Below are 23,980 nucleotides of genomic sequence, written 5' to 3'. Positions count from 1 at the left end.
TTCGCATGAATACGATACAGCGAAAGCTTATATATCGCATCCTTCCGTATGCTATTTTATCGTTGATAGGGATTTGTTTTCTGCTGCCGCTTCTATGGGTGCTGGTGGCATCCGTTGACCTCAATGCGATGCAATCCCTAAAAATGCCCAAGCAGTTAACGATGATAAATTATGTAGATGTGCTCACCAGCCCTGAGAATCAACGTTCTTTTGTCATTGGTCTGTTGATGTCTTTGGGTCAAGCCGCTATCGTGGTTGTGCTGGCGCTATTGGCGGCTTATCCGTTGTCTCGTTATCAGCTGAAGTTTAAGAAGCCGTTTATGCTCACGATTCTCTTTATGACCTCGCTGCCTATTACGGCTGTGATGGTACCGGTGTATCAGTTGTTTCTAAGCCTCAAACTATATGACAATGTTTTTGGGGTTGTGCTCTTTTATGTAGCTTCTTCTATGCCTTATGGCATCTGGATGACTAAAAATTTTATGGATTCCGTTCCTGAAGATTTGGAGGAGGCGGCGTGGGTAGACGGCGCATCCGTGTTCACTAGCATACGAAAAATCATCGCTCCCCTGATGGTGCCCGGGATTTGTACAGTAGCCATTTTTACGTTCTCAGGTAGCTGGGGCAATTTCTTCGTTCCATATATTTTGCTACAAACTCCAGAGAATTTCCCTGCATCCTTGAAACTGTATCAGTTTTTTGGTCAATACGGCATGGTAGATTACGGACGATTAGCTTCATTTTCTGTGCTTTACGCGATACCGTCGATTGTGCTGTATATTCTTTCTCAGCGATTTATGTCTAAAGGGTTCAGCATGCAAGGGGGAACGAAGGGTTAATAAGTGGGAAGCCTGTCTCAAAGTGAACTGCACACCGTCAAGTAGACAGTACAAAAATAGTAATAGTTAGGCGGCCTTTGCCCTGAATTCCATGGACTGAGGCCTTTTTGTTTTGCTTGTAGTCGTTCATAATTGAAAAATGAATATAGTTGTCTTGGGACATATGTCCTTCCCCGGATGCTTCGATCTGATTTTAAATAGTAGCATAGTGAATCAATATCCAGTGTTAGGGGAGCGGAAAGATGGTCGGAATCTTATTTGCATTGTTAGGCGGGGCTTTTATTACGCTGCAGGGCGTGGCGAATTCCCGAATCAGTCAAGATATTGGCACTTGGCAAGCGGCGACGATTACCCAGTTCATCGGATTTGTGCTGGCTTCCCTCCTTCTGCTCATCGTCCGTGACGAGCGGTGGAGGAAGGTGGGGCAAGTGAAGCTGTTGTATCTGGCTGGGGGCGCCCTGGCAGCGATCATCATTTCGAGTAATATCACGGCCATTCACCATGTCGGTGTTACTTTTACGATAGCTGTGGTGTTGATTGCTCAGTTAAGTGTTACCTTTATGATCGACAGCAGGGGATGGTTTGGTGTAGCGAAGCAGAAGATGAAGCTGGCGCAGTTCATCGGCATTGGGATGATGATCGCCGGAGTGGTCATAATGAAGATGTAATTTCGCAGCAAAGGTGGAGGCGTGCTATGAAAGAGATTAAGGATCGTGAACAACTGGCTCACTATTTGGAGATACATCAGATTGCATCGATATTCAATGCGAACATAATGCCTCATTTGGCTCTTTACAGCTATGAGCAGGGTGAACGCATCTGTTCGCAGGGCGATCCTGCGGAGTACTTGTACGTTCTTGTGAAAGGGAAGGTAAAGGTTTCTAACACCTCTGCGGAAGGCAAGGCGCTGATCATATCATTCAAAACGGCGCTAGAGGCGATCGGGGACATTGAATATGTGCAAGGGATCGACTTTATGAATTCGGTCGAGGCTGCATCACCCGTTCATTTGATTGGAGTCCATAATCGCTGGCTGCATCAGTATGGATCAAGTGACGCGGAATTGCTTCGTTTTCTGCTCAGGATCATTACGACGAAGTTCTGCATGAAATCCGACTCATTAAGCTTTAATATGATGAATCCGGTGGAGGCGCGCTTGGCGAGTTATCTCTTATCCATTTCGTATGATGAATCGGATCCACGATTTAATGGCCAGCTCAGTACAGTCAGTTTACGGGATGTGGCGAACCTTATCGGCACTAGCTACAGGCACCTAAACCGGGTCATTCATAAATTTTGCGAAGAAGGCTTGGTGGAACGCAGTCGAGGGTTCATTTTCGTGAAGGATCGAGAGCGATTGCGTGCATTGGCAGGTCAAAATATATATGAGATGTGAGAGGGGACGCTTATGATTACAGGCTTGGTATTGGCACTCATTGCTGGCTCGCTTGTGGGGATTCAAAATGTATTCAACAGCAAAGTAAATGAGGGCGTGGGAACGTGGACGACGACGGCAATCGTGCTTGCCATGGGATTCATCGCTTCATTCTCCATTGGCTTAGCTGTGGAAGGCAAGCAGTTGTTTGATTTGTCTAATATGAAGACATGGTATTGGTTCAGCGGCATTATTGGGGTAGGCGTGGTTCTTTCGGTGGTGCAGGGAGTGAAGCAGCTTGGCCCAACGTATGCGATTTCCATCGTGATGGCGTCCCAGATCGGATTCGCTCTGTTGTTCGACTCACTAGGACTGCTTGGCCTAGATAAGGTTCCTTTTACGGGGAAGCAAGCTATCGGGGTATTGGTCATAGTTGGCGGCATTATCGTATTTAAGACAGGTGGTAGGCGTAGAGATACCCGCAAGTCGGTTCAGAGCCAGCGAACTGCTTAGGAAGTATATAAGAACATATGTAAAGAGTTTGGGATTGGAGAGGATAACGATGAAGACTTATCGGACATTATTATTTGACGTAGATGATACATTGTTGGACTTTAAGGCAGCGGAAAGGCTGGCATTGCGCTTATTATTCGAAGAACAGCAGATGGAGCTTACGGAAGAAATCGAAGCGCATTATAAACACATGAATCAGGGACTATGGAGGGCATTTGAGGAGGGGGGTATCGATCGCGATGAAGTCGTAAACACTCGATTTTCTCTTTTATTTAAGGAATATGGGCATGAAGTAGATGGAGTTCTGCTAGAGCAGCAATATCGCAGCTATCTAGAACAGGGGCACCAGCTTATCGACGGAGCTCTGGAAGTAATTACGGCACTGCAGGGCGGATATGACCTGCACATCGTGACGAATGGTGTGTCTAAGACACAGGATCACCGGCTCCGTGATTCAGGTCTACATCCGATGTTTACGAATATTTTCGTATCGGAGGATACGGGCTATCAGAAACCCATGAAAGAGTTCTTTGATTATGTGTTCGCCCGTATTTCTAATTTTGACCCTCAGCAGGCATTAATTATCGGGGATTCGTTAAGCTCGGATATCAAGGGCGGGCAATTGGCTGGTATGGATACATGCTGGTTCAATCCCATAGGGAAAGAGAATGATACGGATATCGTTCCAACCTATGAAATTCGTACGCTTCAGGAGTTATATCAGATATTAGGGATACAAAGAGGTTGACAGAGATCATTGCTGATAGCTGCTACAGTTCTTGAAGATAAGAATGAAAAAAGAGAGAGCGCGAAAAGGAGTGATTCCAGATCGCGCTCTTGTTGCTGATCAGTCGTACAGGCAGATCGCGTCAGGGCTTTTGTGATTCATAGAGAAGTCTACCTCTTTCCTTCACTAACAATCTATGTTACTATATTACCGACAGACAGTCGGTCTATAAAGGTATCCAATCAGGGAGGTGCAGCAATGAGAGTTGTCAAAGATGCCGAGGAGCGCAGGAATGAAATTCTTGATGCGGCGAATGAACTGTTTGCGCAGAAGGGCTTTGACGGCACAAGTACGAACGATATTCTCGAGAAGGTTGGGATCGCGCGGGGAACGCTATATTATCATTTCAAGTCGAAGGAAGATATTATGGACGCGCTAATTGAGCGATATAGCGTACGTCTAATCGGGGCGGCGCAAGAAATTGCCGCGGACAAGAGTATTCCCGTTGTCGAGCGTATTATCCGTGTGATCATGGCATTGAATATCAGCGATGGGAGCAGTCAGGAGATTATGGAGCATATTCATAAGCCGCAGAACGCGCTGATGCATCAGAAAATACAGAAGGTGCTGATTAACGGTGTTACACCGATCCTGGCGGATATTATCCGTGAAGGCATCACGCAGGGACTGTTCAACACGCCGTTTCCGTATGAGTGCATGGAGATGGTCATGATTTATGCCAATACGATTTTTGATGATGATATGGTTCCGATGACGAACGAGGAGCTCGCTCAGCGGGCACAGGCGCTCGTATACAACATAGAGAGGCTGCTGGGCGCTGAGAGCGGAAGTCTGATGCAGGTCATGCAGATGTTTGGCAGCTAATATGGAGGCAGTGATGGATCATTCAAACAAGCTTTTTGGAAAATTTCTTATTTTATGGTCAGGGCAATTTATTTCTTCAATCGGCAACGGGCTTACTTCGTTCGGGCTGGGGATTTATGTGTTTCAGATGACCGGAAAGGCATCAGCCATGGGCCTGGTCACCTTGCTAGCCTTCATGCCCTCGCTTCTTCTAAGCGCCTTTGCCGGTGTGCTCGCAGATCGTTATGACCGCAGACTGCTTATGGTGTTGGGCGACAGTCTCTCTGCCATCGGCCTTGTGTTCATCTTGATATGCATGCTTCGCGGAGAAGCGCAGCTATGGCAGATTTGCGTGGGGGTGACGATAAGCTCGGTATTCTCGTCGCTGCTTGATCCGGCGTATAAGGCTACAGTTACAGATTTGCTAACGAAGGAGCAGTACACGAAGGCAAGCGGTCTTGTCCAGATAGCGAGCACGTCCAAATTTTTGATCTCACCGATCATTGCTGGATATTTGCTCGTGATCTCGGATATCAAACTGCTGCTGATCATCGATATTTGCACTTTTTTTGTTACAGTCACGACAACACTTGTAGTTCGCAGCGGTCTTGCTTCCAAGACCTATGAGCGGGCAAATTCGTTCATTCGGGACTTCAAGGACGGCTGGAGCGCCATATCCGGGAATAGAGGGGTACTTGTCCTTATCTTCATGACCTCATTGCTTACCTTTCTGCTTGGAATCATTGAGACCCTTTCAATTCCGATGCTGCTGGCATTTTCGAACAGCTCCGTAATCGGAACGGTCGAGACCATTGTAGCTTCAGGCATGCTTGTAACCAGTGTGGTCATCGGATTCCTTCCGATCAAGAGGGATTATGTGAAAATATTATCGTTCTCCATGTTCCTGGTAGGCATATTTATGGCCATGTTCGGATTACGCGAAAATATTGTGTTGATATGTGTTGCGGGGTTTCTCTTTTTTGCCATGATTCCTTTTGCTAATGTAAGTATGGATTATCTTATCCGTACGAATATTGATAATTCCGCGCAAGGAAGGGCATGGGCGCTGATCGGTGTTATTACTCAGTTCGGTTATGTGGCCGCTTATGCACTTGCTGGTCTGATGGCGGATTACCTATTCACTCCTTTATTAGTGGAAGGGGGAGCGCTTGCTGGCAGTGTTGGGAGGATCATAGGCACGGGAAGCGGCAGGGGAACAGGCTTCCTCATTATTGTGGCCGGGATCGTGTTAAGTGTAGTTTCGATTGTTCTATATAATTTGAAATCAGTAAGAAAGCTAGAACATAAGGGGGACTTATGTATTTAAGAATAATCCGCAATGACATGTCGAAGAGCAAGCTGGTTACACTGACGACCACAATATTTATTGCCGCGGCGGCGATGCTCGTCTCACTGGCGGCGATCCTCATCGTCAATCTGTCAGGGGCGCTGGATTCAATGATGACCCAAGCCAGAACTCCGCACTTTATGCAGATGCACTCCGGGGAGATCGATACTGCACGATTGGAATCATTTGCGAATCAGAATAGCAATGTTGATGAATTTCAAGTGCTGAAATTTCTGAATATGGATGGTTCGCAATTTCGGTTCGGCGATTACTCGCTAATGGACAGTGTTCAGGATAATGGCTTCAGCGTACAGAGCGAGAAGTTTGATTATCTACTCGATCTTAATGGCAAAATCATTAACGTATCGGACGGAGAGATGTATGTTCCGGTCAACTATATGAAGGACGAGACAATTAAGGTTGGCGACAAGGCCGTTATTGGCGGTAAGGAATTTAAGGTTGCGGGTTTTCTTCGAGATTCCCAGATGAATTCCATGCTAGCCTCTTCCAAAAGATTTCTAATTAGCAAGCATGATTTCGAACAGTTAAAAGATCTGGGCAGTATAGAGTATTTGATTGAGTTCAGATTGAAGAATTTGGCGAAGCTCGGTGAATTTGAGACGGCTTATGCTTCCGCAGGGTTGGAAGCGAACGGGCCGGCGATTACATACTCACTTATGAAAATGCTCAATGCCCTCTCCGACGGGATAATGATTGGGGTCATTCTTCTGGTGAGCATACTTGTTGTAGCAATAGCGTTGATGTGCATCCGATTTACATTGCTTGCAAAGATGGAAGATGACTACCGTGAAATCGGCGTGATGAAGGCTATAGGACTACGCATCTCGGACATCAAGAAAATCTATCTTGCGAAATATGCGGTCCTAGCGGCAGTAGGCTGCATGATCGGCTATGCTCTGTCCTTGGTCTTCAAAGGCATGCTGCTTGAGAACATCCGACTATATATGGGAGAAAGCGAAAGTTCTTCTGTTGCTGCCGCCTTAGGAATTTTTGGTGTATTACTCGTGTTCCTTGCAATTATCGGTTATGTAAATACTGTACTAAGACGCTTCCGGAAGATCTCTGCAGCAGAAGCTATCCGCCAGGGGACTTCCCAGGACAAAGCGCCTGGCTCCAAGCATTTTCGCCTAAGTGGGAACAGGCTGCTGAATACGAATGTTTTTCTCGGGATCAAGGATGTTCTCGCCCGAAAAAAACTGTACACGACGATGCTTGTCGTGTTGATCATTTCAGTGTTCATTATGGTAGTTCCGCAGAACTTGTACAACACGATTTCCTCCAAGAGCTTCATTCAGTATATGGGAATTGGAAACTACGATATGCGCATCGACATTCAACAGACGGATCATATGTCTGAGAGAGCTGCTGAAATGATAGACACGCTTCGGAATGACAGCACCATCTCAAAGTATGCTGTGCTAGCAACAAAGACCTTCAAAGTAAAGATGGAAGGCGGATCGGAGGAAAACATAAAAGTCGAGCTCGGCGACCATACGATCTTCCCAATTCAATATTCTCAGGGCAGAGCGCCTGCGGCTGAGGATGAAATTGCACTATCCGTTTTGAACGCGGATGAATTGGGCAAGAAGATTGGCGATCCGATGACGCTGATGATAGAGGGACGAGAGAGGAACTTTACCATCAGTGGAATTTATTCTGATATCACTAACGGCGGCAAAACCGCCAAGGCTGGATTTACGGATCACTCAGCTGAGGTCATGTGGTACGTGATCTGCGCGGAGCTATCCAACCCATCGCTGATCGGCGAGACAACGTCACAATATGCAGACAGGTTTAGTTACGCCAAGGTTTCAGATATTGATGGCTTTGTAGCTCAGACCTTCGGATCGACGATTAGCTCCGTCAAGAAGGCTTCCCATGCTTCAATTCTCGTTGCTCTGATTATTGTGGTATTGGTTGCCTTGTTATTCATGAAAATGCTTGTAGCAAAAGATAGATACTCAATAGCTGTAATGAAAGTGTTCGGATTTACAACCTCAGATATCAGGACACAGTATCTCGCGCGATCCGGGTTCGTTCTGTTCGTTGGGATTGTTCTTGGTACGTTACTGGCCAATACACTTGGAGGGATGCTTGCGGGTGCGGCGATCTCTTCCTTTGGAGCGGCGACGTTCCATTTTACGATTAATCCGCTGTCTGCGTATCTATTTAGCCCGCTGCTGTTGATCGCTTCGGTACTCATCGCCACGATGATCGGTACAGCGGGCGCGAGACGAATACAAATTTCCGATAATATAAAGGAGTAGGCAGATGAAGAAGATCATAATCGGCGAACATATCGTAAAATCCTTCGGTGAGGGCGAGGAGAAGCGTAATGTTCTTGATGGTGTGTCCGTAGAAATTACAGAGGGCGAGTTCGCTTCGGTGATGGGCCCCTCGGGTTCGGGAAAATCAACGTTAATGTTCGCACTGAGCGGAACAGACGGGATTGATAGCGGAAAGGTTATTTTCGATAGTAAGGATTTATCAGCTGCCTCAGAGAATGAACTCTCGGATCTGCGCAGGACAACGATGGGCTTTGTCTTCCAGCAGCCGACCATGCTGAAAAATCTGAATATTCTCGATAACATCATTCTCCCATCGATGCGTGGTAATCGAAAAAGCCCGGTAGAAATTACGGAGAAGGCGCGAGCACTTATGAAAAGGGTAGGTATCAGCGAGCTGGAAAAGCGCGACATTACACAGGTCTCGGGTGGTCAGCTCCAGCGTGCGGGTATATGCCGCGCCCTGATGAACAGTCCGAGGATCATCTTTGGTGACGAACCAACGGGTGCGCTTAACTCAAAATCCGCGCAGGAGATTATGGATCTCCTGGCTGAGATCAACGCGGACGGCACTGCAGTGATGCTGGTCACCCATGATGTTATGGTCGCCGCGCGTACCGAACGTATTATGTTTATGCGCGATGGCAAAATCGTCAGTGAACTGAGGCTCCCCAAGTTTGACGCGACTGATATGGATGATAGAGTAGAGATGGTTAGCGCGAAAATGCGGGAGATCGGGATATGACCTATATTAGTTGAACTAATGATTATGAGGATGTAGGCAGCCGGGTGAAATGTTCTTCCGATCGCTGTTGCTCGTGGATTTCTCTGATTAACCAAATTCAAGAATGGTTGAAATCCTCTCACAAAGGCGAGCGCTCCGCTTCTCCAGAATCATTTCTCCCTCTTGCCTCGATCTTCATCTAGTTCAACTAATATAGTAGTAGAGTACAGTGGTAAAAGGCTGCCCCTAAGTCTGTTGACTTCGAGGCACCTTTTATTTTACTATAGCGTGTTTGCAAACCGGTACATCCGACATTCCAGAGACTCTCTTTCCTTTCCCGATGTATTGGCGCTGGAATACCAAGAGTTGTCTATGGTGCAACCGACCCGGAAGCAGGATGTGCTGGAACATTAATGGGCTTGTTAGATGAGCCTCGGTCTAACCATCAAGTTGAACTCCATACAGGCGTACTCCAAATAGAATGCAGTCAATTGTTAACTCAGTTTTTTAGGCAATTACGCGAAAAAAATAAATAATTTAAAAAAGTGAAGGGTTTGGGCTAATTCGAGCGTCTATTTATTTAGGGAAAGGGGAGGGATTCATTCAAGATGAACAAATCATTAGAGAAGTGCTAGCTGGAGATAAAGTAGTCCTACGGAATACATAAGAGCATCTTTAGATTTACTATTTGTGTCTGTATTAAGGGGGCAAAGGTTATAAGCGGGTGTAATAGAAAGTTGGTGCTACAATGGGCATATTTTGGAAAATGGGAGCCGGAAATTTCATAGCCCAGATACGGCAAACGCTACTCACCGTATGCATAGGGTCTATCGGTGTCGTTCTGATTTTTTCTTGTTATTTTGTCATTTCTTCTATTACACATAGCAAATTACAATGGGAAGAAAAACACTTTGGCGTAATTGGTACTGAGATTTATCCGCGTAGCGGCCTTGAGTTAACCGAGGCTCAGATTAAAAATGTTCAAACGAAGCTTCAAACCAGAAATATTGCCAGTCTTCCCTACGTGTCTCAAGTCGTTTCGGTGCACAGCAGGAATAATGATGAGGTTAGGGAAGATAGCATCGTTGCATTAGGATTTGATTTTCAACATGCTCGGGAATTAGAACCGAAGCAACCGCTGTGGTCTACGGATCCCCTGACAACAGAGGAAGCGATTGTATCGGTTCCGCTAGCACAGCGGTTGGGGCTTAGTGTCGGTGAAACCATGGTCATCTCGTTTACTGGGCAAGAAGTGCCTGTAACGATTCGTGATGTAGCAGAGGAAAGCGGATTAACAGGTTTTCGCGGAGCAGTGCGGGCACAAGGGACAGTTATTCTCTCGGATAAGCTTGCGCATCAGATATTCGGCGTTCCAGAAGCAAGCGCACACAGTATCTTACTGGCGACGGACAAGATGTATTCATCATTACCAGGCAGTTCCTTCTTTACGGATCTCACGGAGCGAGCAATCAAAAAAGAAGTGCTGTCTCATATGTCGATGGTGCAGAGTATTTTCACGCCTCCATTTTTGTTTTTTGTCGCTGTTTCTTTGTTCGCTGGGATTCTGCTGTTGGCGCAGTTGTTTAATATTCTGAAAGAAAGGCGCAAATATTATCTTGGCGTGCTCCGATCGCTTGGACTCAGTAACCGCAACTGCTTTGTCATCTATTTGAGTGAGTGTACGTTGCTGTGTGCGGTCATTACCATCTCGGGAGTTGTGCTCGGTAATGTACTCGGTTTCGGATTGCTGTCTGTTAATGTATCTTATATCGAACAATTACTGGAACGGTATTCTGCGTACGCCTATCCAATCCAACCCCACGTTGATGTGACGGCAACATGCTGGATCGCATTGACCATGTATATTGTTTTCTTACTCCTCGCTTGTTTTGTCGGGCGTTTCATTAAGCGCACATCCATTCTGCACCTAATGGGCAAGGAGGATAATCGTGTGAATCCAGCACAGAAGCGTCTGCTCAAAATCTTAGGTTGTCTCCTTGTCACAGTGGCATTCATTTTTTTCAATTATTTCGCCACAGAGGGGCTATCAGATGACGATAGGCTTAGTGCAAAAGTATTCGGTTCGATTATAAGTTGGCTTGTTGGAATTATAACAACTGCTTATCTGATGTTTCTTATTGTACCTTGGATGAAACGGGCATCCTCTGTTTTGCCGCATCGATGGTTGGATCGTTTGGCTGTTACGTTAGGCACACAGTATCCGCATATGCGGTTTAGTCGTTCATTTGGCATCGTTTTGTTGTTTACGGTATTAACCTGCTGTTTGATTGTGATGATAAGTTTCGCTTCCAATGTTGAAGATTATGCCGCTCAGAACAAGAGAGATTCTTTTATGGCTACCGACGCCTATATGTCTTATGCCGATGAGCGGGAAAAAGATAAGCTGAAAGCCAATATGAATGAAGTGCAAGAAATCGTGCAAGGTGCTGCCTACATGGATGCGTACAGAATCCTGGTTTCATCTCCCGACAATGCAGTAGATCTTACCGAAGTAACACCTCCTACGAATGGTTACAAATGGGCATATTCGCAAGTTGTGTGGGGAAAGTGGCTAGGGGAAGGTTACCAATTACCGCTCACCTCCCGTGCACCGCAATTTCGGAGCGATGCGGAAGTTTTTCAGGCCATGAGCGATCAAGCGTCTGTCGTTCTCGTGGATGATAAATTGGAAGGCACGTACCGAGTAGGCGATCAGATTCCGCTTCGCTTGTTGAAAGGTGGTGCCAAAGAGGAGAACCTGATTGGAAAGGAAGTGGTCACGGTAGCGGGAACGTTCGCCACTGGTGATGATAACCGCTTGATGGGCAGGGTATTTATAGTGGCTGACGAACTCTACAATAAATATAGCAAGAACGGCGCTTATAAATGGCCTGGGGATCCCAAAGGCTATGCGTTGTTGCAGTTGAATGATACAGATGGGACGGCGGTAGATCCCATAAAGACACTGAAATACCATTTTACAAAAATAGCTGGTGTTACGGTGAGTACACCAGGTGAGGATCAGGCAATCATTACGACGATTGTGAAAGCGGAATTCACTCTGTTCTCTTACATAATGTCATTCATGATGCTTATGGCCTTGCTCGGCATGTACGTGATTCAGATTCGCTCGGTACAGGAGCGGGTTCCCCATATGGTTATGTTATGGCAGATGGGGGTCAGTCACAAGTCGTTGAAACAGATTTTTATCGTAGAGGGTTGTCTGATTGGAATCGTTGGGTTGATTAGCGGTATTGTGGTCGGATGGCTCGGTTCGGAGATGCTGATGCGTTTGGCGTGGATGGGTGTTAGGTTTTCATTCCCTTATCTGAACGTGGCCGGTCTCGTCATCGGATTGCTGATCTTCATCTGGTTGTTCAACCGATTCAGCACAGCCGGATTAAGACGTATACAGATCAGTCGGACAGAGTAACATGGGAGGAAGATGACTTGAAGCATTTGCTGCGCATGAGGAAGTGTTTCATACGGAACGGAGAATTGGAAAAAAATGTGCTTAACGCTGACCGTACGATTGCCTACATGGGGCATGCGGGAGAGGTAACTACGACAAAGGGAACGATTGCCAAATTAGGTCTTATGCCCGTGGTAGAGGAGGTTTCTAGAACATGATTGTAGCCAAAGCTGTTCGTAAGAACTACGGCATGGTAGCGACTCCACAAACAGTCGCATTATCAGGGGTGGATTTACACATCCATAGGGGCGAGATGGTGAGCATTATGGGGCCATCTGGTTGTGGCAAGTCCACGTTGCTTTATACGCTGTCAGGTATTGAGTCAGCTGACAGTGGCGAGATTTGGTTCGACAAGCAAGCCATACACCAAATGAGCGAAAAAGATGTCTCCGCGCTCAGGTTGACGTCGATGGGTTTTGTCTATCAGCAATACAATCTGATTCCTGTATTGAATGTCATTGATAACGTTGCATTGCCGCTTATCAGTCAGGGCGCTCAGATGTCAGTTGCCCACAAAGCCGCAAAGGCGGCACTTAAAGATGTCATGCTATCGGATAAGTTGAAGGCCATGCCGCATGAACTGTCCGGAGGACAAGCCCAGCGGGTTGCAATTGCCCGCGCTATTGTCCATAATCCTTGCGTCATCTGGGCTGATGAGCCTACTGGAGCTTTAGATACCGTGACATCGGAGGCGATAGTGACTTTGCTACGCAAGATAAATACAGACAAGCAAGTGACCATGGTTATCGTCACGCATGACCCGTTAGTTGCATCAGCAACAGATCGTGTAATCCGTATGAAAGACGGAAGACTAACTGATTCTGTTGAGCGCGACAGGGTAGAAGGAACAGGCGGGTGATAAGCCATGCTCAGTCAGAAAAAGACCAAATGCAGTCCGCACTATAGATGTCCAGACCATGAGAATTAATCGGAACTACCGAAAGATATATGCCTAGGGCCTGTATGTATACCTCATGCTAACCAAATGATGGAAGAAGCTAGCTTTAAAAAGGCTACGAAAGTACAGGCCAATTGCAATTTGTCGTAGCGAGTGGCGAGTCGGTGATTATGTTTGAGCTTGCTAAAGAGGCATTCCACCAGAGCTCTTTATTAACCACCAGTCCGTTGTCCGTGGAGTGGTTCGAACTTGGAATGACGGAATACGCCTAGGCATCAAGCATGACACTTTCGTCATCGGGATCAGCCGCCAACACGGTGAGCATACGATCGAAAATGCCGGATTTCCCCCAACGACGGAAAAGACTGTAGATCATGCTCCATGACCCGTTGTATTCAGGCAAGTCTGGCAACGGCGCACCTGAGCGAAGCTCTCAAAGCATGGCGTTGAACATTTTTCGGTTATCGATAGCAGGGCGTCCGCCTTGCGGTTTTCGCTCCTGTGGCAGCTCGTAACTCGAATCGTCTTCTTATAGGTTAAGTCTACCAAATTTTTGCCTGAGTTCATAGTTTACATACACGCCCTAGAACAACTCGATTGTTTCTCTACGATCCTGACTGGATGAGGCGTAGATGGCGTCGAGAATGCCCATGGAATAGGCTGCATCCTGCAAAGTGGAGTAGCTTGCGGGATGGCCGGCCAGACTCTGATAGAATTGGTCGATCAGCCGAGCGTGGCCGTTGCCCCAATAAGCTTTGCCGATAGAAGACTTGCTGCTATGCATGTCATCCGCTAGGATCTGTTCCTCTCCGTTACACTTAAGGATGAGTTTATTATCGATATAGCGCAGCACACCGTGTTCAAGGTGCATCTCTAATAAGAAGGGACTGTCCTCGGAATAGCCGTTCGTGGCGTAGAACCATCCGCGCTTGCCGTCCTTATAATAGAAGGTTGCTTCTGCCGTATCTTCCACTTCAATAACTTCCTGCAGCGCTCTGGTATCGATATGGCCTTTTACGGCCACGACATCACCGCCGAGATAATACAGCAAGTCGAGCATATGCACGGCCTGATTAATCAACAGACCGCCGCCTTCAGTGGGCCATTTGCCGCGCCAGTCGGCGGATCCATAATACTCCGCTGTACGCTTCCAGGTCAGAAAGCCCTTAATTCCTAACAGCTTGCCATATGATCCTTCATCAATCAGGCTCTTAGCCGCTTCGATACTAGGATTCAAGCGATTCTGCAAAATTGCACAACAGCTCACTCCAGCGGTGTGGACCGCATCTTTTACGGCACGGGCTTCCGGAACATTCATCGCGACCGGCTTCTCCAGCACGATCTGCTTGCCTGCCGCGGCAGCTTGCACGGCCATTTCGGCGTGCAAGTGATGTGGAGTGCATATGTGTACACTATGCACGGCCTCATCGGCCAGTACCTGTGCGTAGCTGGTGAAAGCCCGACAGCCATAACGCTGAGCCAGCGCTTCAGCGCGCTCAGGAAGGATATCGCATACGCCATACAGATGAGCTGCGTCTGAATTCTTCACCGCTTCGGCATGGACCGGGACGATGGAACCGCAGCCGATAATTACAGCATTCATTTGGCTCATATTATTCGTACCCCAGCTTTCTTAGATGATCATAACTGATCTTCAAGCTGTCAAAGGCATCGGTTGGACCGTCATCACGCTCGATCAGATACCATTTTACTCCCGCTTCCTCACAAGCCTGCAGGATCTCCGGCCAGTCCAGATTGCCTTCCATGACTTCCGCCATAATCTGCTGAGAGTCGATAATCGCCAGATCCTTCAGGTGGATCGCCTCGATTCGATTCTTCAGCTTGCGGATCCAGTTGCTCGGATTACCGCCGCCAACTTGTACCCAGTACGTATCGAGCGTGAACAGGAAGCTATCAGGATTTGTCTGTTCTATCAGAATATCCAAGCCGAGCTGCCCGCCATACTTCTGGAATTCAAAATGATGGTTGTGGTAGCTGAATTTCAATCCGTTCTGCGCCAATTCATCGGCGATGGTCGAGAATTTCTTGGCGAAGGCATAATATCCATCCTTACTCTGGTATTTCTTCGGCAGTCCACCTAATCCGGCCAAGCTACAGCCGAGCTTGTGGTGATCGCGGATCACACCGTCAAGATCATCGATGAAGCGTTCATATGGAGTATGGGTGATGACAGTCTGCAGCCCATGGCTGGCCACAATCGCTGCAATCTCATCGACAGACAGATGCCACATGGCCGATACTTGAACCGTCCGGTAACCCATCGCTTTGATCCTGCTCAAGGACTGGTCGAGCTCTTCCGGAGTAGCGGCGAAATTCCGGATTGTATACAGCTGTGCGCCTAATATTTTGGACATGGATCTGGCCTCCTCTTAATGTGAACCTCTAACATCGCTAACCTTCTGACTGACATTCTTCTGCACGGTAGAGTTATTAATCCTCTCTTGCAGCAATTCATGGAAATGATCGTGATCGAAGCTGTCCAGTACGGCCCAGCTATCTGTCCAAGTGGAGTAATGAATCGCATTCGAGATCAACAGGCCGTAAACGCCCTCCTCACCGGGAGCAAGCAGCTTCTCTCCATGTAAAATAGCGTTCGTAAAGTTCTTTAGAATTCCGATATGCTGCTCTCCTCCGTCTCCGGAAACCGGAATTTCCACATACCAGCTCTCGGGAGCTTTGAACGGCTCCGTGTTGATGTGGTTATGCTTCCGCTCCGAGATTCGGTTGCGGTCGAAGCTGATCCGGTTATTCTCCACGACAATCCGGCCCATATCGCCTGATATCTCCAGCCTGTTCGTTCCTGGGGCTTCGCCGGTAGAGGTGATATATACTCCGCTTGCTCCGTTCGGGTATTCCAGATAGGCGGTTACATCATCCTCAACCTCGATATCGTAATATTTGCCGAAGCTGCAGAAGGAGCGAATGCGGCTCGGCATACCTAGCATCCATTGTAGCAGATCGAGATTGTGCGGGTTCTGGTTAATAAGTGTGCCGCCGCCTTCCCCCTTCCAGGTTGAACGCCAGGAGCCAGAGTCGTGATAAGCCTGCGGCCGATACCAGTTGGTAATGATCCAGACGACGCGCTTGAGCGATCCGAGCTCACCGCTTTGGATCAGCTCTCTGACTTTCTGATAGACAGGATTCGTGCGCTGATTGTACATAATGCCGAATACTTTACCCGCTTCTTCCGCAGCGGCGTTCATCTCCAACACCTGCTTGGTATACACGCCAGCTGGCTTCTCTACGAGCACGTGCAGCCCGTTAGCAAACGCGAGGGTAGCGAGGGCAGGATGATCGTAGTGAGGGACAGCGATCAGCACCGCATCGATCAGACCGCTTTGGTACATATCTGAAGCCTGATCGAATACCGCTACGCCCGGCAAATGCTCATTGGCCCAAGCCAGCCGTTCCTCGCTTATGTCGCAGACCGCACTCAGCACCATCCCTGGTACTTTACGATCTGCATGGATATGCAGGCTATGGGCTGTGCCCATATTGCCGATCCCGATAATACCTAAGCGAACGCTTTCCATTCTGTTATAACCTCCTTATCAGATACATAAATAGATGTTCACAAAGATCGATTTTTCAGTATCTCTAGATGCGATTTAATATTTGCAGTAGAGATGAATGCGCCAGCTTGAAGCTATGCAATCCGCTGGCCTCAAGCGCATCCGGCAATGATAAATTCTCCAGTTCATGCAGTCCAGTGAAGCTGCCCAGATGAGGCTCCAAAGACAGGAAACCGTTATACCCGCTCGCCTTCAGATCCTGCAGCGCTTCTTCAATCCGTCCAGCTCCCATGCCGGCGGGAACATTTCGTCCATCTTCGGCCAAAGCGTCCTTGATATGCACATATTTGATATAGGGCTTCAGCATCTCATAGGCTGCCGGATATGCTTCACTGCCGCATTGCACGAAGTTGGCCGGGTCGAAGGCACAGGCAAAATGAGGGGAACCAATTGTCTCCAGTAGATCGAGACAGCGTTCCGGGATATCACCGTAGATTTCTTTTTCGTTCTCATGCAAGATCGTTAATCTGCTACCCTTAGCGGCCTCCATAATTGCGCCCATGCACTCCATAACTTCGTTCCGGTATAGGGCTGCATCGCTGCCTTGTGGGATGTAGAAGCTGAATATGCGTACGAACGGACTATTCAAGGTATGAGCGGTTTCAAAAATGCGCTTGGCCATATCCAAATGGACGCCAAAGTCGTCCTGAAGCGTTATTTTGCCAATAGGAGAGCCGATAGAAGATACTCTGATCCCATAATCCTCTAGTCTGTTCTGAACCTCTCGGATCTCGGGTGGGGACAGTGTGGAAATGTTCTTGCCATTCACGCCCCGGATCTCTATAAATCGAATATTAAGACTGCTAAGTCCTTGCAACTGTGTCACAAAATCCTCGTCGATCTCATCTGCAAAACCTGTAAGAGTAAATTCTGATGCTGGCATGGGCAGATCACCTCTTTTAAATTGTTATCCACTTGAATGTAGCATTAATATTGTCATAGTTCTTCGCTAAAATTGTTTGAAACTATGCCAATCTTGCTGTATGTTGAAATGGAGGTGAATGCTATGGTTGAACATAGGATGGTAAATTTTCATTACAGTGCGGAGGATGAGTCTTTTTGGTATCATCATGTCCGGGATAAGCATCCGAATCCGCTGCATTATAAGCCGCATTATGAGAAGGGCTATGAGATTTTCATGTTCATCAGCGGTTCAGGCAGCTTCACCATCGAAGGTAGTAAATATGAGCTGGAGCCTTATTCGATTTTAATGATGAATTCCAACGAGCTTCATGTCGTTAATATTTCAGGGGATCAGCCCTATGAACGGGCAGTGCTCACGCTTGACGGAAACTTTATGGCTCCGTTCATGTCCAGCGGGGTCGACCTGTTCCGGACGATTAAATACCGCAGGCTAGGTCAAGACAACCAACTCAGCGCCAAGACAGTGAAGGAGAGTGGGTTGCTTGAACTGTTCAATAAGCTACAACAGGCATTAGAGCAGAGGAGTGCCGAACATGAGATTGTCGCTAAATGCATCATTGTACAAATCGCCTCGATGATTAATGATTTGGCCCGGTATTATTCACCAAGCAGCAACAAGCGGGGGGAGCCCAAGGTCGCGGCGGTGCTCGAATATATCAACAAACACCTCGAAGAATCGCTTACGTTGGACCATCTTGCCGAACAATTTTATATTACTAAATATTATTTATGCCATATTTTCAAAGAAACAACGGGTTATACCATTAATCAATATATTACTTACAAAAGAATTCTGAAGGCAGACGAACTGATGAGGCAGGGCTTCACCGCTACCCAGGCCTGCTTCGCAGCCGGCTTCACCGGCTATTCCAGCTTCTACAAATCGTACCGCAAGCTAACGGGCAGAACGCCGAGGAGCGGGAGATAAAGGGAGAAATAATTCATAATTATATTGTTCTGGGGCAATGAATTGATTTAGAATGAATGGATAAATCGAAGTCAAGTTATATCGTGAGGTGAATGTTAATGATTAAATATCCATCTTTACCTTCAGGAGCTACGATTGGTGTGACAGCTCCTTCGTCAGGCGTTCCTGCTGAGTTACATGAATTACTCAGACAAGCTCGCAGCCGTATGGAAGCGAAGGGATATGCTATGGTCTTTGGCGATACGGCCTGGAGACAGGATAAAGCGAAGTCGGCTCCAGCCCGGGTGCGTGCTGATGAGTTCAATAAGATGATGGGCGATGAACAAATAGATTTGATCATTCCTCCCTGGGGCGGAGAGTTGTTAATCGAAATACTAGAACTTATAGATTTCGAACAGATTCAGAACAAGTGGATCTTGGGCTATTCGGACATCAGTGTTCTGTTACTTGCGGTGACTTTGAAGACGGGAATCGCTACTGCGCATGGAACGAATCTGGTCGATTTTCGCGGAGAGTACTCCGATGAGACAACGGCGATGTGGGAGACCGCGCTAAGAACGAAGCCAGGAGAAGAGGTTCTACAGCATTCTTCGCCGTATTATCAGAAGGAATGGAAGCATGATGCACCTTCACCTTGTGTCTATCACTTGACGGAACCGACCTGCTGGAAGACGGTTTCCGGACAGAAGGTTAGGCTGGAAGGCAGACTGTTGGGCGGCTGCATCGATGTAATCAGGCATCTGATCGGCACCCAGTTCGGGGATATCCGTCATTATCAGGAATCTTATATCCATAATGAGCCAATACTCTGGTACTTGGAAAATTGCGAGCTGAATACGGCAGATCTACGCAGATCATTAGTTCATATGAAGTTAGCTGGCTGGTTCGATCACTGTTCCGGTATTATGATTGGTCGAAGCGGTGCTAATCAGCCAATCGATCATTATACGGCCGAGGATCTATATCAGGAGCTCACTGCTGAATTAGAGCTGCCGATTATTTATGATATGGACTTTGGCCATGTTCCACCGCAGGTTACGTTGATTAACGGAGCCTATGCGGAAGTTGAGGCGGAGAACGGGAAGGGAACAATCAAGCAAATTTTTAAGGCTTAGACAGCGCTACCTAAAGCTATTAAAAGATAGACAACTGCATCTATACAAAAAGCGGTGCAAGGCAGCCGATGGCTGTCTTTGCACCGCTTTTCTTCTATAAGTGCGTGTTCAAAAGGGCTGGTTTTCAGCACCGAGAACGTTGAATGAAGCTAGGGCCTGAGGAGCGGAGCGTACGTAGTTGGTACGTGAGGACCGGAAGGCCCGGCTGAATTCAAGATTCGATGTCGAATTTGCTTACTGATTCACTTCGTGATCAAAAGCGGACTTTTTGAACAACCTCTATATTATTACTTGCCAAACTCATTATAGCTTACAAATTCTCCGACTGGCTTGCGGTAGCCGCGTGGACGCTGACTGGAAGGATCGGCCTTGCCGATGGTAATCATCATCGTAGGAATATAATTATCAGGAATGTTCAGCAACTCTTGTACCGCGTCTGGGTCGAAGCCGATCATTGGGCAAGTATCCCAGCCTCTATCTTTGGCAACGTACATGAATAACTGTGCCGATAGACTAGAGTTGCGGATCGCCTCGTCGCGCATAAATTGCTGGCCGCCGCCCTCATAGAAGCCAGTGACAGATTCAATCTCCATGTCATACTCTTGTTTGCTAAGGACTCCTAAATTCAAGAAGCCTTCATTGATCCGTGCTACATCCTTATAGGCGTCCAAATTGCCCAGGACGAGGACAACCGCGGAAGCGGTAAGTACCTTGTATTGCTTATTGGCTGCAACGTACAACTTCTCAATCATGTCACGGTCATTGACAACAAGGTAATGCGCATGCTGTAGATTAAACGCAGACGGAGCTAATTTGACCAGCTTGAATATTTCTTCCAATTCTTCAACGGGTAGTTGAACACCTTTAATAAATTTATTCGCCGAACGACGATTTTCAATAATTGAGACAAAGTCACCCATGAGTAGCACTCCTTATGTATAATAATAATTCGCGATGCGTTATTTCTTTAATTCATAATATTATTATATGTTATTTGCTTACTTTTTGAAAGTGAATTTTCTATGAATAGTAATATTATTTCTAAATTTGTTTTCGGTCCACGCGGGAAACATGATAAGATGAAAAAAATGCTTCAGTCAGGATTATTTTGGAATAGGGGAATGCAGAATGGAAATCGTATATAAACTGCTGGATTTGCAAGCCGGGCAAGAGGTTCCGTATGAGCTGCTGCTGCTCGCTGATCCTTCCAAGTCGCTGGTAGATGATTATATAGCAAGGGGAAAATGTTATCTCGCTTATATCAATGATGAGCTTGTTGGTGAATTTGTTCTGATTCCAACACACCCGGGAACGATAGAAATTGTGAATATTGCCGTTGCGGAGCAGCACCATGGACGTGGGATCGGTAAGCGGCTAGTTTTGCAGGCCATCGAGGAAGCCCGGCGCTTGCATGCGCACACTGTAGAAATAGGCACGGGTAATTCAAGTCTACTTCAACTGAGATTATACCAACGATGCGGTTTTCGGATTACGGGAGTGGATCGAGACTTCTTCGTCAGACATTATGAGGAAGAGATCATAGAAGATGGACTTCCATGTCGTGATATGATCCGTCTTCGCCTGGATTTGTAGTGGACTCAAGGAGGAGACGCGTATGAATCAGTTGATTGAATGCCCTTGGTGCCATCATGAGATTCAGATTGTTCGCGGACGCTGTCCTGAATGCCATAACCAGCTATATGAAGTAACGGAAGCTGATTTTCAGGAGGCGAATGGGGAAGAACCCGTCGCTGGGCTTGGTTCAAATGTAGATGAAGTTATAACAATGATTGAGGATCGGTACAAATGTGTTAAATGCTCGGGTGGGGAATGCACGGTGAAGGAGATTGCTATGACCGGGTCAGGAGTTAGCAGGCTGCTTGATGTCCAGCATCATCTCTATCTTGCTGTCTCGTGTATAGACTGCGGATTCTCTGAATTGTACGATGCGGATGTTCTGTTGGGGAAGAAGGCCGGAATGCTGGGATCGGTGCTGGATTTAATATTTGGCAGGTAGATGGTACACGAGGGGTTACTCTAACGATTGTCCAACTGAATTAGGCCTTGCTTCGCTCATAAGTTAACTCTTCGAATCTATAAAGAAAGCACATTCCTGAATGATACGTGATCAGGAATTTGCTGTTTACTGTCACAAAAATGTTCCCCATCAGGAGCATTTTTCACATATAATAGGGCCAGAGCAATGTACGTAAATGATAATATTACTAGTGTGGGAGGAATTATTCGTGAAACTTCATTTTGAGGGGGATATTGCTGACCTATTGCTAGGGATTGAAGCATTATCTCAGGAGCTTTCATTTACTTTGTCTGATGACGGAGGGAAAGTTCAAGTGGGGCCTTCGACAGCCGAGGATGTGCTTGAGGTCGGACTAGAAGAAGGGAATGCTTACATTCGCTACGGCCAGAAGCATCAATTCTTCCGCGGACTTGGCTTACTGATTCAGCAGGGGCAAACGGGAAGACCCTTTCATATTAAGGAAAATCAGCAATTTGGCACGATCGGTCCAATGTTCGATCTGTCGCGCAATGGTGTACTTACCCTGGACAGCTTCAAATTTCTACTCCGTAAGATGGCCTTAATGGGCTTGAACACCGTGATGCTATATATGGAGGATACCTACGAAATTTCTGGAGAGCCGTACTTCGGATATATGCGTGGCCGCTATAGCGCAGCTGAATTGAAGGAAATTGATGACTATGCGGATCAGTTTGGGATCGAGGCTTTCCCAAGCATTCAGACTTTAGCGCATTTGGAAGAGTTCCTGAAGTGGGAATCCGTAGCTACATACAAAGATACCAAGGGAGCTCTACTTGTTGGTGATGAGAATGTAGATCGATTGGTAGAGAATATGCTGGAGAGCGTAAGCGCACCTTTTAGAAGCAAGCGAATCCACATCGGTATGGATGAAGCTGAAGAACTTGGACGCGGTAAATATTTGGACCGGAATGGTTATGAAGCGCGGTTCGATATCATGATCGGTCACTTGGAGAAGATCTTGAAGGTAACATCTCGTCTAGGTCTTGAGCCGATGATGTGGAGTGATATGTTCTTGAAGCTGGCTTCCGAGGATGGCCGGGATTATTACAACTCAGAAACGGGAATTCCGGAAGAAATGGCTAAGCGCATTCCGAAAAATGTGGAAATGGTGTACTGGGACTACTATCACACCGAGATGGAGGACTATGAGAAGCAAATTGCTAAGCATCGTCCGCTTGGATGTAACTTGGCATTTGCGGGAGCCGTCTGGGTGTTCAACACATTCGGTGTCAATTATGGCTTGTCCTTGCGCGCTACAGATTCAGCGCTGAAGGTATGTAAGCAAGAAGGCATTCGTGACATCTACGCCACGATGTGGGGCGATGACGGGAATGAGAGTAATCCGGTCGCTGCTTTGCTTGGTCTTCAGCTATATGCAGAGCATGCATATACGGAAGGAAGTCTGGCGTGGGAACAAGTGACAGAGAGGGTGAAATTCTGCACGGGGATCGAGGCAGAGGCTTTCCTCAAGTTCAAGGATCTGGACGAGGTTCCGGGCTCCGAACCGAATAATACGAGTCAGAGCAATCCATCGAAATTTTTGTTGTATCAGGACGTATTGCTCGGCTTGTTCGATAAACAGATCGAAGGACTGGAGCTTAACGAGCACTATGCTGCCTTGGAGCAGGCATTGCGTGATGTCCGCGACCCTAAGGCGGAGCTTGATTACATCTTTGAGGTGCCGGAGAAATTATCGGGTGTACTGAAGCAGAAGAGTGAGATCGGAGTTCAGCTTAAGCTTGCGTATGATTCCGGAAATAAAGAGGTGCTGCGGCAAATCGCAGTTGAAGTGCTTCCGGCAATCTCCTCATCTGTACAGGAACTTCGCCGTGCTCATCGCAGCCAGTGGATGCGCGTCTTCAAGCCGTTCGGCTGGGAAGTGATCGATATTCGCTATGGTGGTGTGGTCAACCGCCTGGATACTGCTTCTGAAAGGCTGATCGACTATGTTGAAGGCCGTTTGGAGCGGATCGAGGAGCTGGAACAAGAGCGTCTCATATACAGCTCTAACAATCGTTTTAACCATAAGGGAGCCGGTTGGTGCAGCTATTACTACCGGATGGCGTCTCCGAACGTATTCTTCCATGTATTGAATCCACTATAAACCACTTATTACGGCTCCGTCTCGACCTCGAGGACGGGGCCGTTTCTTTTTGCAAATGAACCAACGGAATTTAGAAGCAAATGGGGATTGTCTTTTTTAATAAATCCAACTATGATTATGGTTATATTTCCCATCAGGGAGTGCATATACTAGCTCGTTAACAACTATGAATACGAAAATACAAATAGTAG

General features: G+C 47.1%; 22 protein-coding genes. 17 read left to right on the top strand and 5 right to left on the bottom strand.

Features of this window, described 5'->3' with window-relative positions; all coding sequences use genetic code 11:
* Nucleotides 1-5 precede the first annotated feature (5 nt).
* From EI981_RS18400 to EI981_RS18345, 12 genes are all read left to right on the top strand, one after another.
* Nucleotides 6-839, top strand: a complete 834-nt coding sequence (locus EI981_RS18400) for a carbohydrate ABC transporter permease (protein ID WP_068780593.1) — start codon at nt 6-8, stop codon at nt 837-839.
* Nucleotides 840-1,081: 242 nt separating this feature from the next.
* Nucleotides 1,082-1,507: a DMT family transporter gene (locus tag EI981_RS18395; RefSeq protein ID WP_127000614.1), complete on the top strand. Its 426-nt coding sequence runs from the start codon at nt 1,082-1,084 to the stop codon at nt 1,505-1,507.
* Between the two features lie 26 nt (nt 1,508-1,533).
* Complete coding sequence (locus EI981_RS18390; protein ID WP_127000612.1) at nt 1,534-2,235, top strand: Crp/Fnr family transcriptional regulator; 702 nt, start codon at nt 1,534-1,536, stop codon at nt 2,233-2,235.
* Between the two features lie 12 nt (nt 2,236-2,247).
* Nucleotides 2,248-2,727: a DMT family transporter gene (locus tag EI981_RS18385; protein WP_127000610.1), complete on the top strand. Its 480-nt coding sequence runs from the start codon at nt 2,248-2,250 to the stop codon at nt 2,725-2,727.
* A 49-nt stretch (nt 2,728-2,776) separates the two neighbouring features.
* On the top strand, nt 2,777-3,475 hold the full coding sequence (locus tag EI981_RS18380) for a YjjG family noncanonical pyrimidine nucleotidase (RefSeq protein WP_127000608.1): 699 nt from the start codon (nt 2,777-2,779) through the stop codon (nt 3,473-3,475).
* Between the two features lie 237 nt (nt 3,476-3,712).
* A complete protein-coding gene (locus tag EI981_RS18375) occupies nt 3,713-4,339 on the top strand; it encodes a TetR/AcrR family transcriptional regulator (RefSeq protein WP_127000606.1) in 627 nt (208 codons plus the stop codon).
* A gap of 13 nt (nt 4,340-4,352) precedes the next feature.
* Entirely contained in the window at nt 4,353-5,645 is a 1,293-nt protein-coding gene (locus EI981_RS18370; protein ID WP_127000604.1) for an MFS transporter, read from the top strand.
* Nucleotides 5,636-7,954 carry an ABC transporter permease gene (locus EI981_RS18365; protein WP_127000602.1) on the top strand — a complete coding sequence of 773 codons (2,319 nt, stop codon included), beginning with the start codon at nt 5,636-5,638 and terminating at the stop codon, nt 7,952-7,954. The genes EI981_RS18370 and EI981_RS18365 overlap by 10 nt, the downstream gene beginning before the upstream one ends.
* A gap of 4 nt (nt 7,955-7,958) precedes the next feature.
* Nucleotides 7,959-8,717, top strand: coding sequence for an ABC transporter ATP-binding protein (locus tag EI981_RS18360; RefSeq protein WP_127000600.1), 759 nt, complete (start codon nt 7,959-7,961; stop codon nt 8,715-8,717).
* 1,003 nt (nt 8,718-9,720) lie between these two features.
* Entirely contained in the window at nt 9,721-12,129 is a 2,409-nt protein-coding gene (locus EI981_RS18355) for an ABC transporter permease (protein WP_162616208.1), read from the top strand.
* Nucleotides 12,130-12,146: 17 nt separating this feature from the next.
* Nucleotides 12,147-12,326, top strand: coding sequence for a hypothetical protein (locus tag EI981_RS18350; RefSeq protein ID WP_127000596.1), 180 nt, complete (start codon nt 12,147-12,149; stop codon nt 12,324-12,326).
* Nucleotides 12,323-13,027, top strand: a complete 705-nt coding sequence (locus EI981_RS18345) for an ABC transporter ATP-binding protein (RefSeq protein ID WP_127000594.1) — start codon at nt 12,323-12,325, stop codon at nt 13,025-13,027. The genes EI981_RS18350 and EI981_RS18345 overlap by 4 nt, the downstream gene beginning before the upstream one ends.
* Before the next feature lie 622 nt (nt 13,028-13,649).
* On the opposite strand, the gene EI981_RS18335 is transcribed toward EI981_RS18345, so the two are convergent.
* The 4 genes from EI981_RS18335 to EI981_RS18320 all read right to left on the bottom strand — a co-directional run bounded on the left by EI981_RS18335 (nt 13,650) and on the right by EI981_RS18320 (nt 17,542).
* Nucleotides 13,650-14,678, bottom strand: coding sequence for a Gfo/Idh/MocA family protein (locus tag EI981_RS18335; protein WP_127000590.1), 1,029 nt, complete (start codon nt 14,676-14,678; stop codon nt 13,650-13,652).
* A 1-nt stretch (nt 14,679) separates the two neighbouring features.
* The gene (locus EI981_RS18330; protein ID WP_127000588.1) at nt 14,680-15,441 is read right to left on the bottom strand and encodes a sugar phosphate isomerase/epimerase family protein; all 762 of its coding nucleotides are present in this window, start codon (nt 15,439-15,441) and stop codon (nt 14,680-14,682) included.
* A gap of 15 nt (nt 15,442-15,456) precedes the next feature.
* On the bottom strand, nt 15,457-16,620 hold the full coding sequence (locus tag EI981_RS18325; RefSeq protein ID WP_127000586.1) for a Gfo/Idh/MocA family protein: 1,164 nt from the start codon (nt 16,618-16,620) through the stop codon (nt 15,457-15,459).
* 64 nt (nt 16,621-16,684) lie between these two features.
* On the bottom strand, nt 16,685-17,542 hold the full coding sequence (locus tag EI981_RS18320; RefSeq protein WP_127000584.1) for a sugar phosphate isomerase/epimerase family protein: 858 nt from the start codon (nt 17,540-17,542) through the stop codon (nt 16,685-16,687).
* A gap of 123 nt (nt 17,543-17,665) precedes the next feature.
* Here EI981_RS18320 and EI981_RS18315 point away from each other — a divergent pair, with 123 nt between their 5' ends.
* The gene (locus EI981_RS18315) at nt 17,666-18,511 is read left to right on the top strand and encodes an AraC family transcriptional regulator (protein ID WP_127000582.1); all 846 of its coding nucleotides are present in this window, start codon (nt 17,666-17,668) and stop codon (nt 18,509-18,511) included.
* Nucleotides 18,512-18,609: 98 nt separating this feature from the next.
* Complete coding sequence (locus tag EI981_RS18310) at nt 18,610-19,626, top strand: S66 family peptidase (RefSeq protein WP_127000580.1); 1,017 nt, start codon at nt 18,610-18,612, stop codon at nt 19,624-19,626.
* 287 nt (nt 19,627-19,913) lie between these two features.
* Here the strand turns inward: EI981_RS18310 and EI981_RS18305 are convergent, their stop codons facing one another.
* Nucleotides 19,914-20,546, bottom strand: a complete 633-nt coding sequence (locus tag EI981_RS18305; protein WP_127000578.1) for a nitroreductase family protein — start codon at nt 20,544-20,546, stop codon at nt 19,914-19,916.
* 208 nt (nt 20,547-20,754) lie between these two features.
* Between EI981_RS18305 and EI981_RS18300 the strand changes: the two genes are divergently transcribed.
* The 3 genes from EI981_RS18300 (at nt 20,755) to EI981_RS18290 (ending at nt 23,789) form a co-directional block, all read left to right on the top strand.
* A complete protein-coding gene (locus tag EI981_RS18300) occupies nt 20,755-21,219 on the top strand; it encodes a GNAT family N-acetyltransferase (RefSeq protein WP_127000576.1) in 465 nt (154 codons plus the stop codon).
* Nucleotides 21,220-21,241: 22 nt separating this feature from the next.
* Complete coding sequence (locus EI981_RS29730; protein ID WP_227011490.1) at nt 21,242-21,643, top strand: zinc ribbon domain-containing protein; 402 nt, start codon at nt 21,242-21,244, stop codon at nt 21,641-21,643.
* A 229-nt stretch (nt 21,644-21,872) separates the two neighbouring features.
* Nucleotides 21,873-23,789, top strand: a complete 1,917-nt coding sequence (locus tag EI981_RS18290) for a beta-N-acetylhexosaminidase (protein ID WP_127000574.1) — start codon at nt 21,873-21,875, stop codon at nt 23,787-23,789.
* Nucleotides 23,790-23,980 lie beyond the last annotated feature (191 nt).

Source organism: Paenibacillus lutimineralis (assembly GCF_003991425.1).
GTDB lineage: Bacteria > Bacillota > Bacilli > Paenibacillales > Paenibacillaceae > Fontibacillus > Fontibacillus lutimineralis.
The sequence above is the reverse complement of the archived record's forward strand: the minus strand, read 5'-3'. Positions and strand labels throughout refer to the sequence as shown.

Coding starts and splice junctions, on each gene's coding strand:
- EI981_RS18380 (WP_127000608.1), top strand. CDS start 2,777: ATGAAGACTTATCGGACATTATTATTTGACGTAGATGATACATTGTTG.
- EI981_RS18365 (WP_127000602.1), top strand. CDS start 5,636: ATGTATTTAAGAATAATCCGCAATGACATGTCGAAGAGCAAGCTGGTT.
- EI981_RS18320 (WP_127000584.1), bottom strand. CDS start 17,542: ATGCCAGCATCAGAATTTACTCTTACAGGTTTTGCAGATGAGATCGAC.
- EI981_RS18310 (WP_127000580.1), top strand. CDS start 18,610: ATGATTAAATATCCATCTTTACCTTCAGGAGCTACGATTGGTGTGACA.
- EI981_RS18395 (WP_127000614.1), top strand. CDS start 1,082: ATGGTCGGAATCTTATTTGCATTGTTAGGCGGGGCTTTTATTACGCTG.
- EI981_RS18400 (WP_068780593.1), top strand. CDS start 6: ATGAATACGATACAGCGAAAGCTTATATATCGCATCCTTCCGTATGCT.
- EI981_RS18300 (WP_127000576.1), top strand. CDS start 20,755: ATGGAAATCGTATATAAACTGCTGGATTTGCAAGCCGGGCAAGAGGTT.
- EI981_RS18305 (WP_127000578.1), bottom strand. CDS start 20,546: ATGGGTGACTTTGTCTCAATTATTGAAAATCGTCGTTCGGCGAATAAA.
- EI981_RS18370 (WP_127000604.1), top strand. CDS start 4,353: ATGGATCATTCAAACAAGCTTTTTGGAAAATTTCTTATTTTATGGTCA.
- EI981_RS18325 (WP_127000586.1), bottom strand. CDS start 16,620: ATGGAAAGCGTTCGCTTAGGTATTATCGGGATCGGCAATATGGGCACA.
- EI981_RS18315 (WP_127000582.1), top strand. CDS start 17,666: ATGGTTGAACATAGGATGGTAAATTTTCATTACAGTGCGGAGGATGAG.
- EI981_RS18330 (WP_127000588.1), bottom strand. CDS start 15,441: ATGTCCAAAATATTAGGCGCACAGCTGTATACAATCCGGAATTTCGCC.
- EI981_RS18345 (WP_127000594.1), top strand. CDS start 12,323: ATGATTGTAGCCAAAGCTGTTCGTAAGAACTACGGCATGGTAGCGACT.
- EI981_RS18335 (WP_127000590.1), bottom strand. CDS start 14,678: ATGAGCCAAATGAATGCTGTAATTATCGGCTGCGGTTCCATCGTCCCG.
- EI981_RS18390 (WP_127000612.1), top strand. CDS start 1,534: ATGAAAGAGATTAAGGATCGTGAACAACTGGCTCACTATTTGGAGATA.
- EI981_RS18375 (WP_127000606.1), top strand. CDS start 3,713: ATGAGAGTTGTCAAAGATGCCGAGGAGCGCAGGAATGAAATTCTTGAT.
- EI981_RS18360 (WP_127000600.1), top strand. CDS start 7,959: ATGAAGAAGATCATAATCGGCGAACATATCGTAAAATCCTTCGGTGAG.
- EI981_RS29730 (WP_227011490.1), top strand. CDS start 21,242: ATGAATCAGTTGATTGAATGCCCTTGGTGCCATCATGAGATTCAGATT.
- EI981_RS18385 (WP_127000610.1), top strand. CDS start 2,248: ATGATTACAGGCTTGGTATTGGCACTCATTGCTGGCTCGCTTGTGGGG.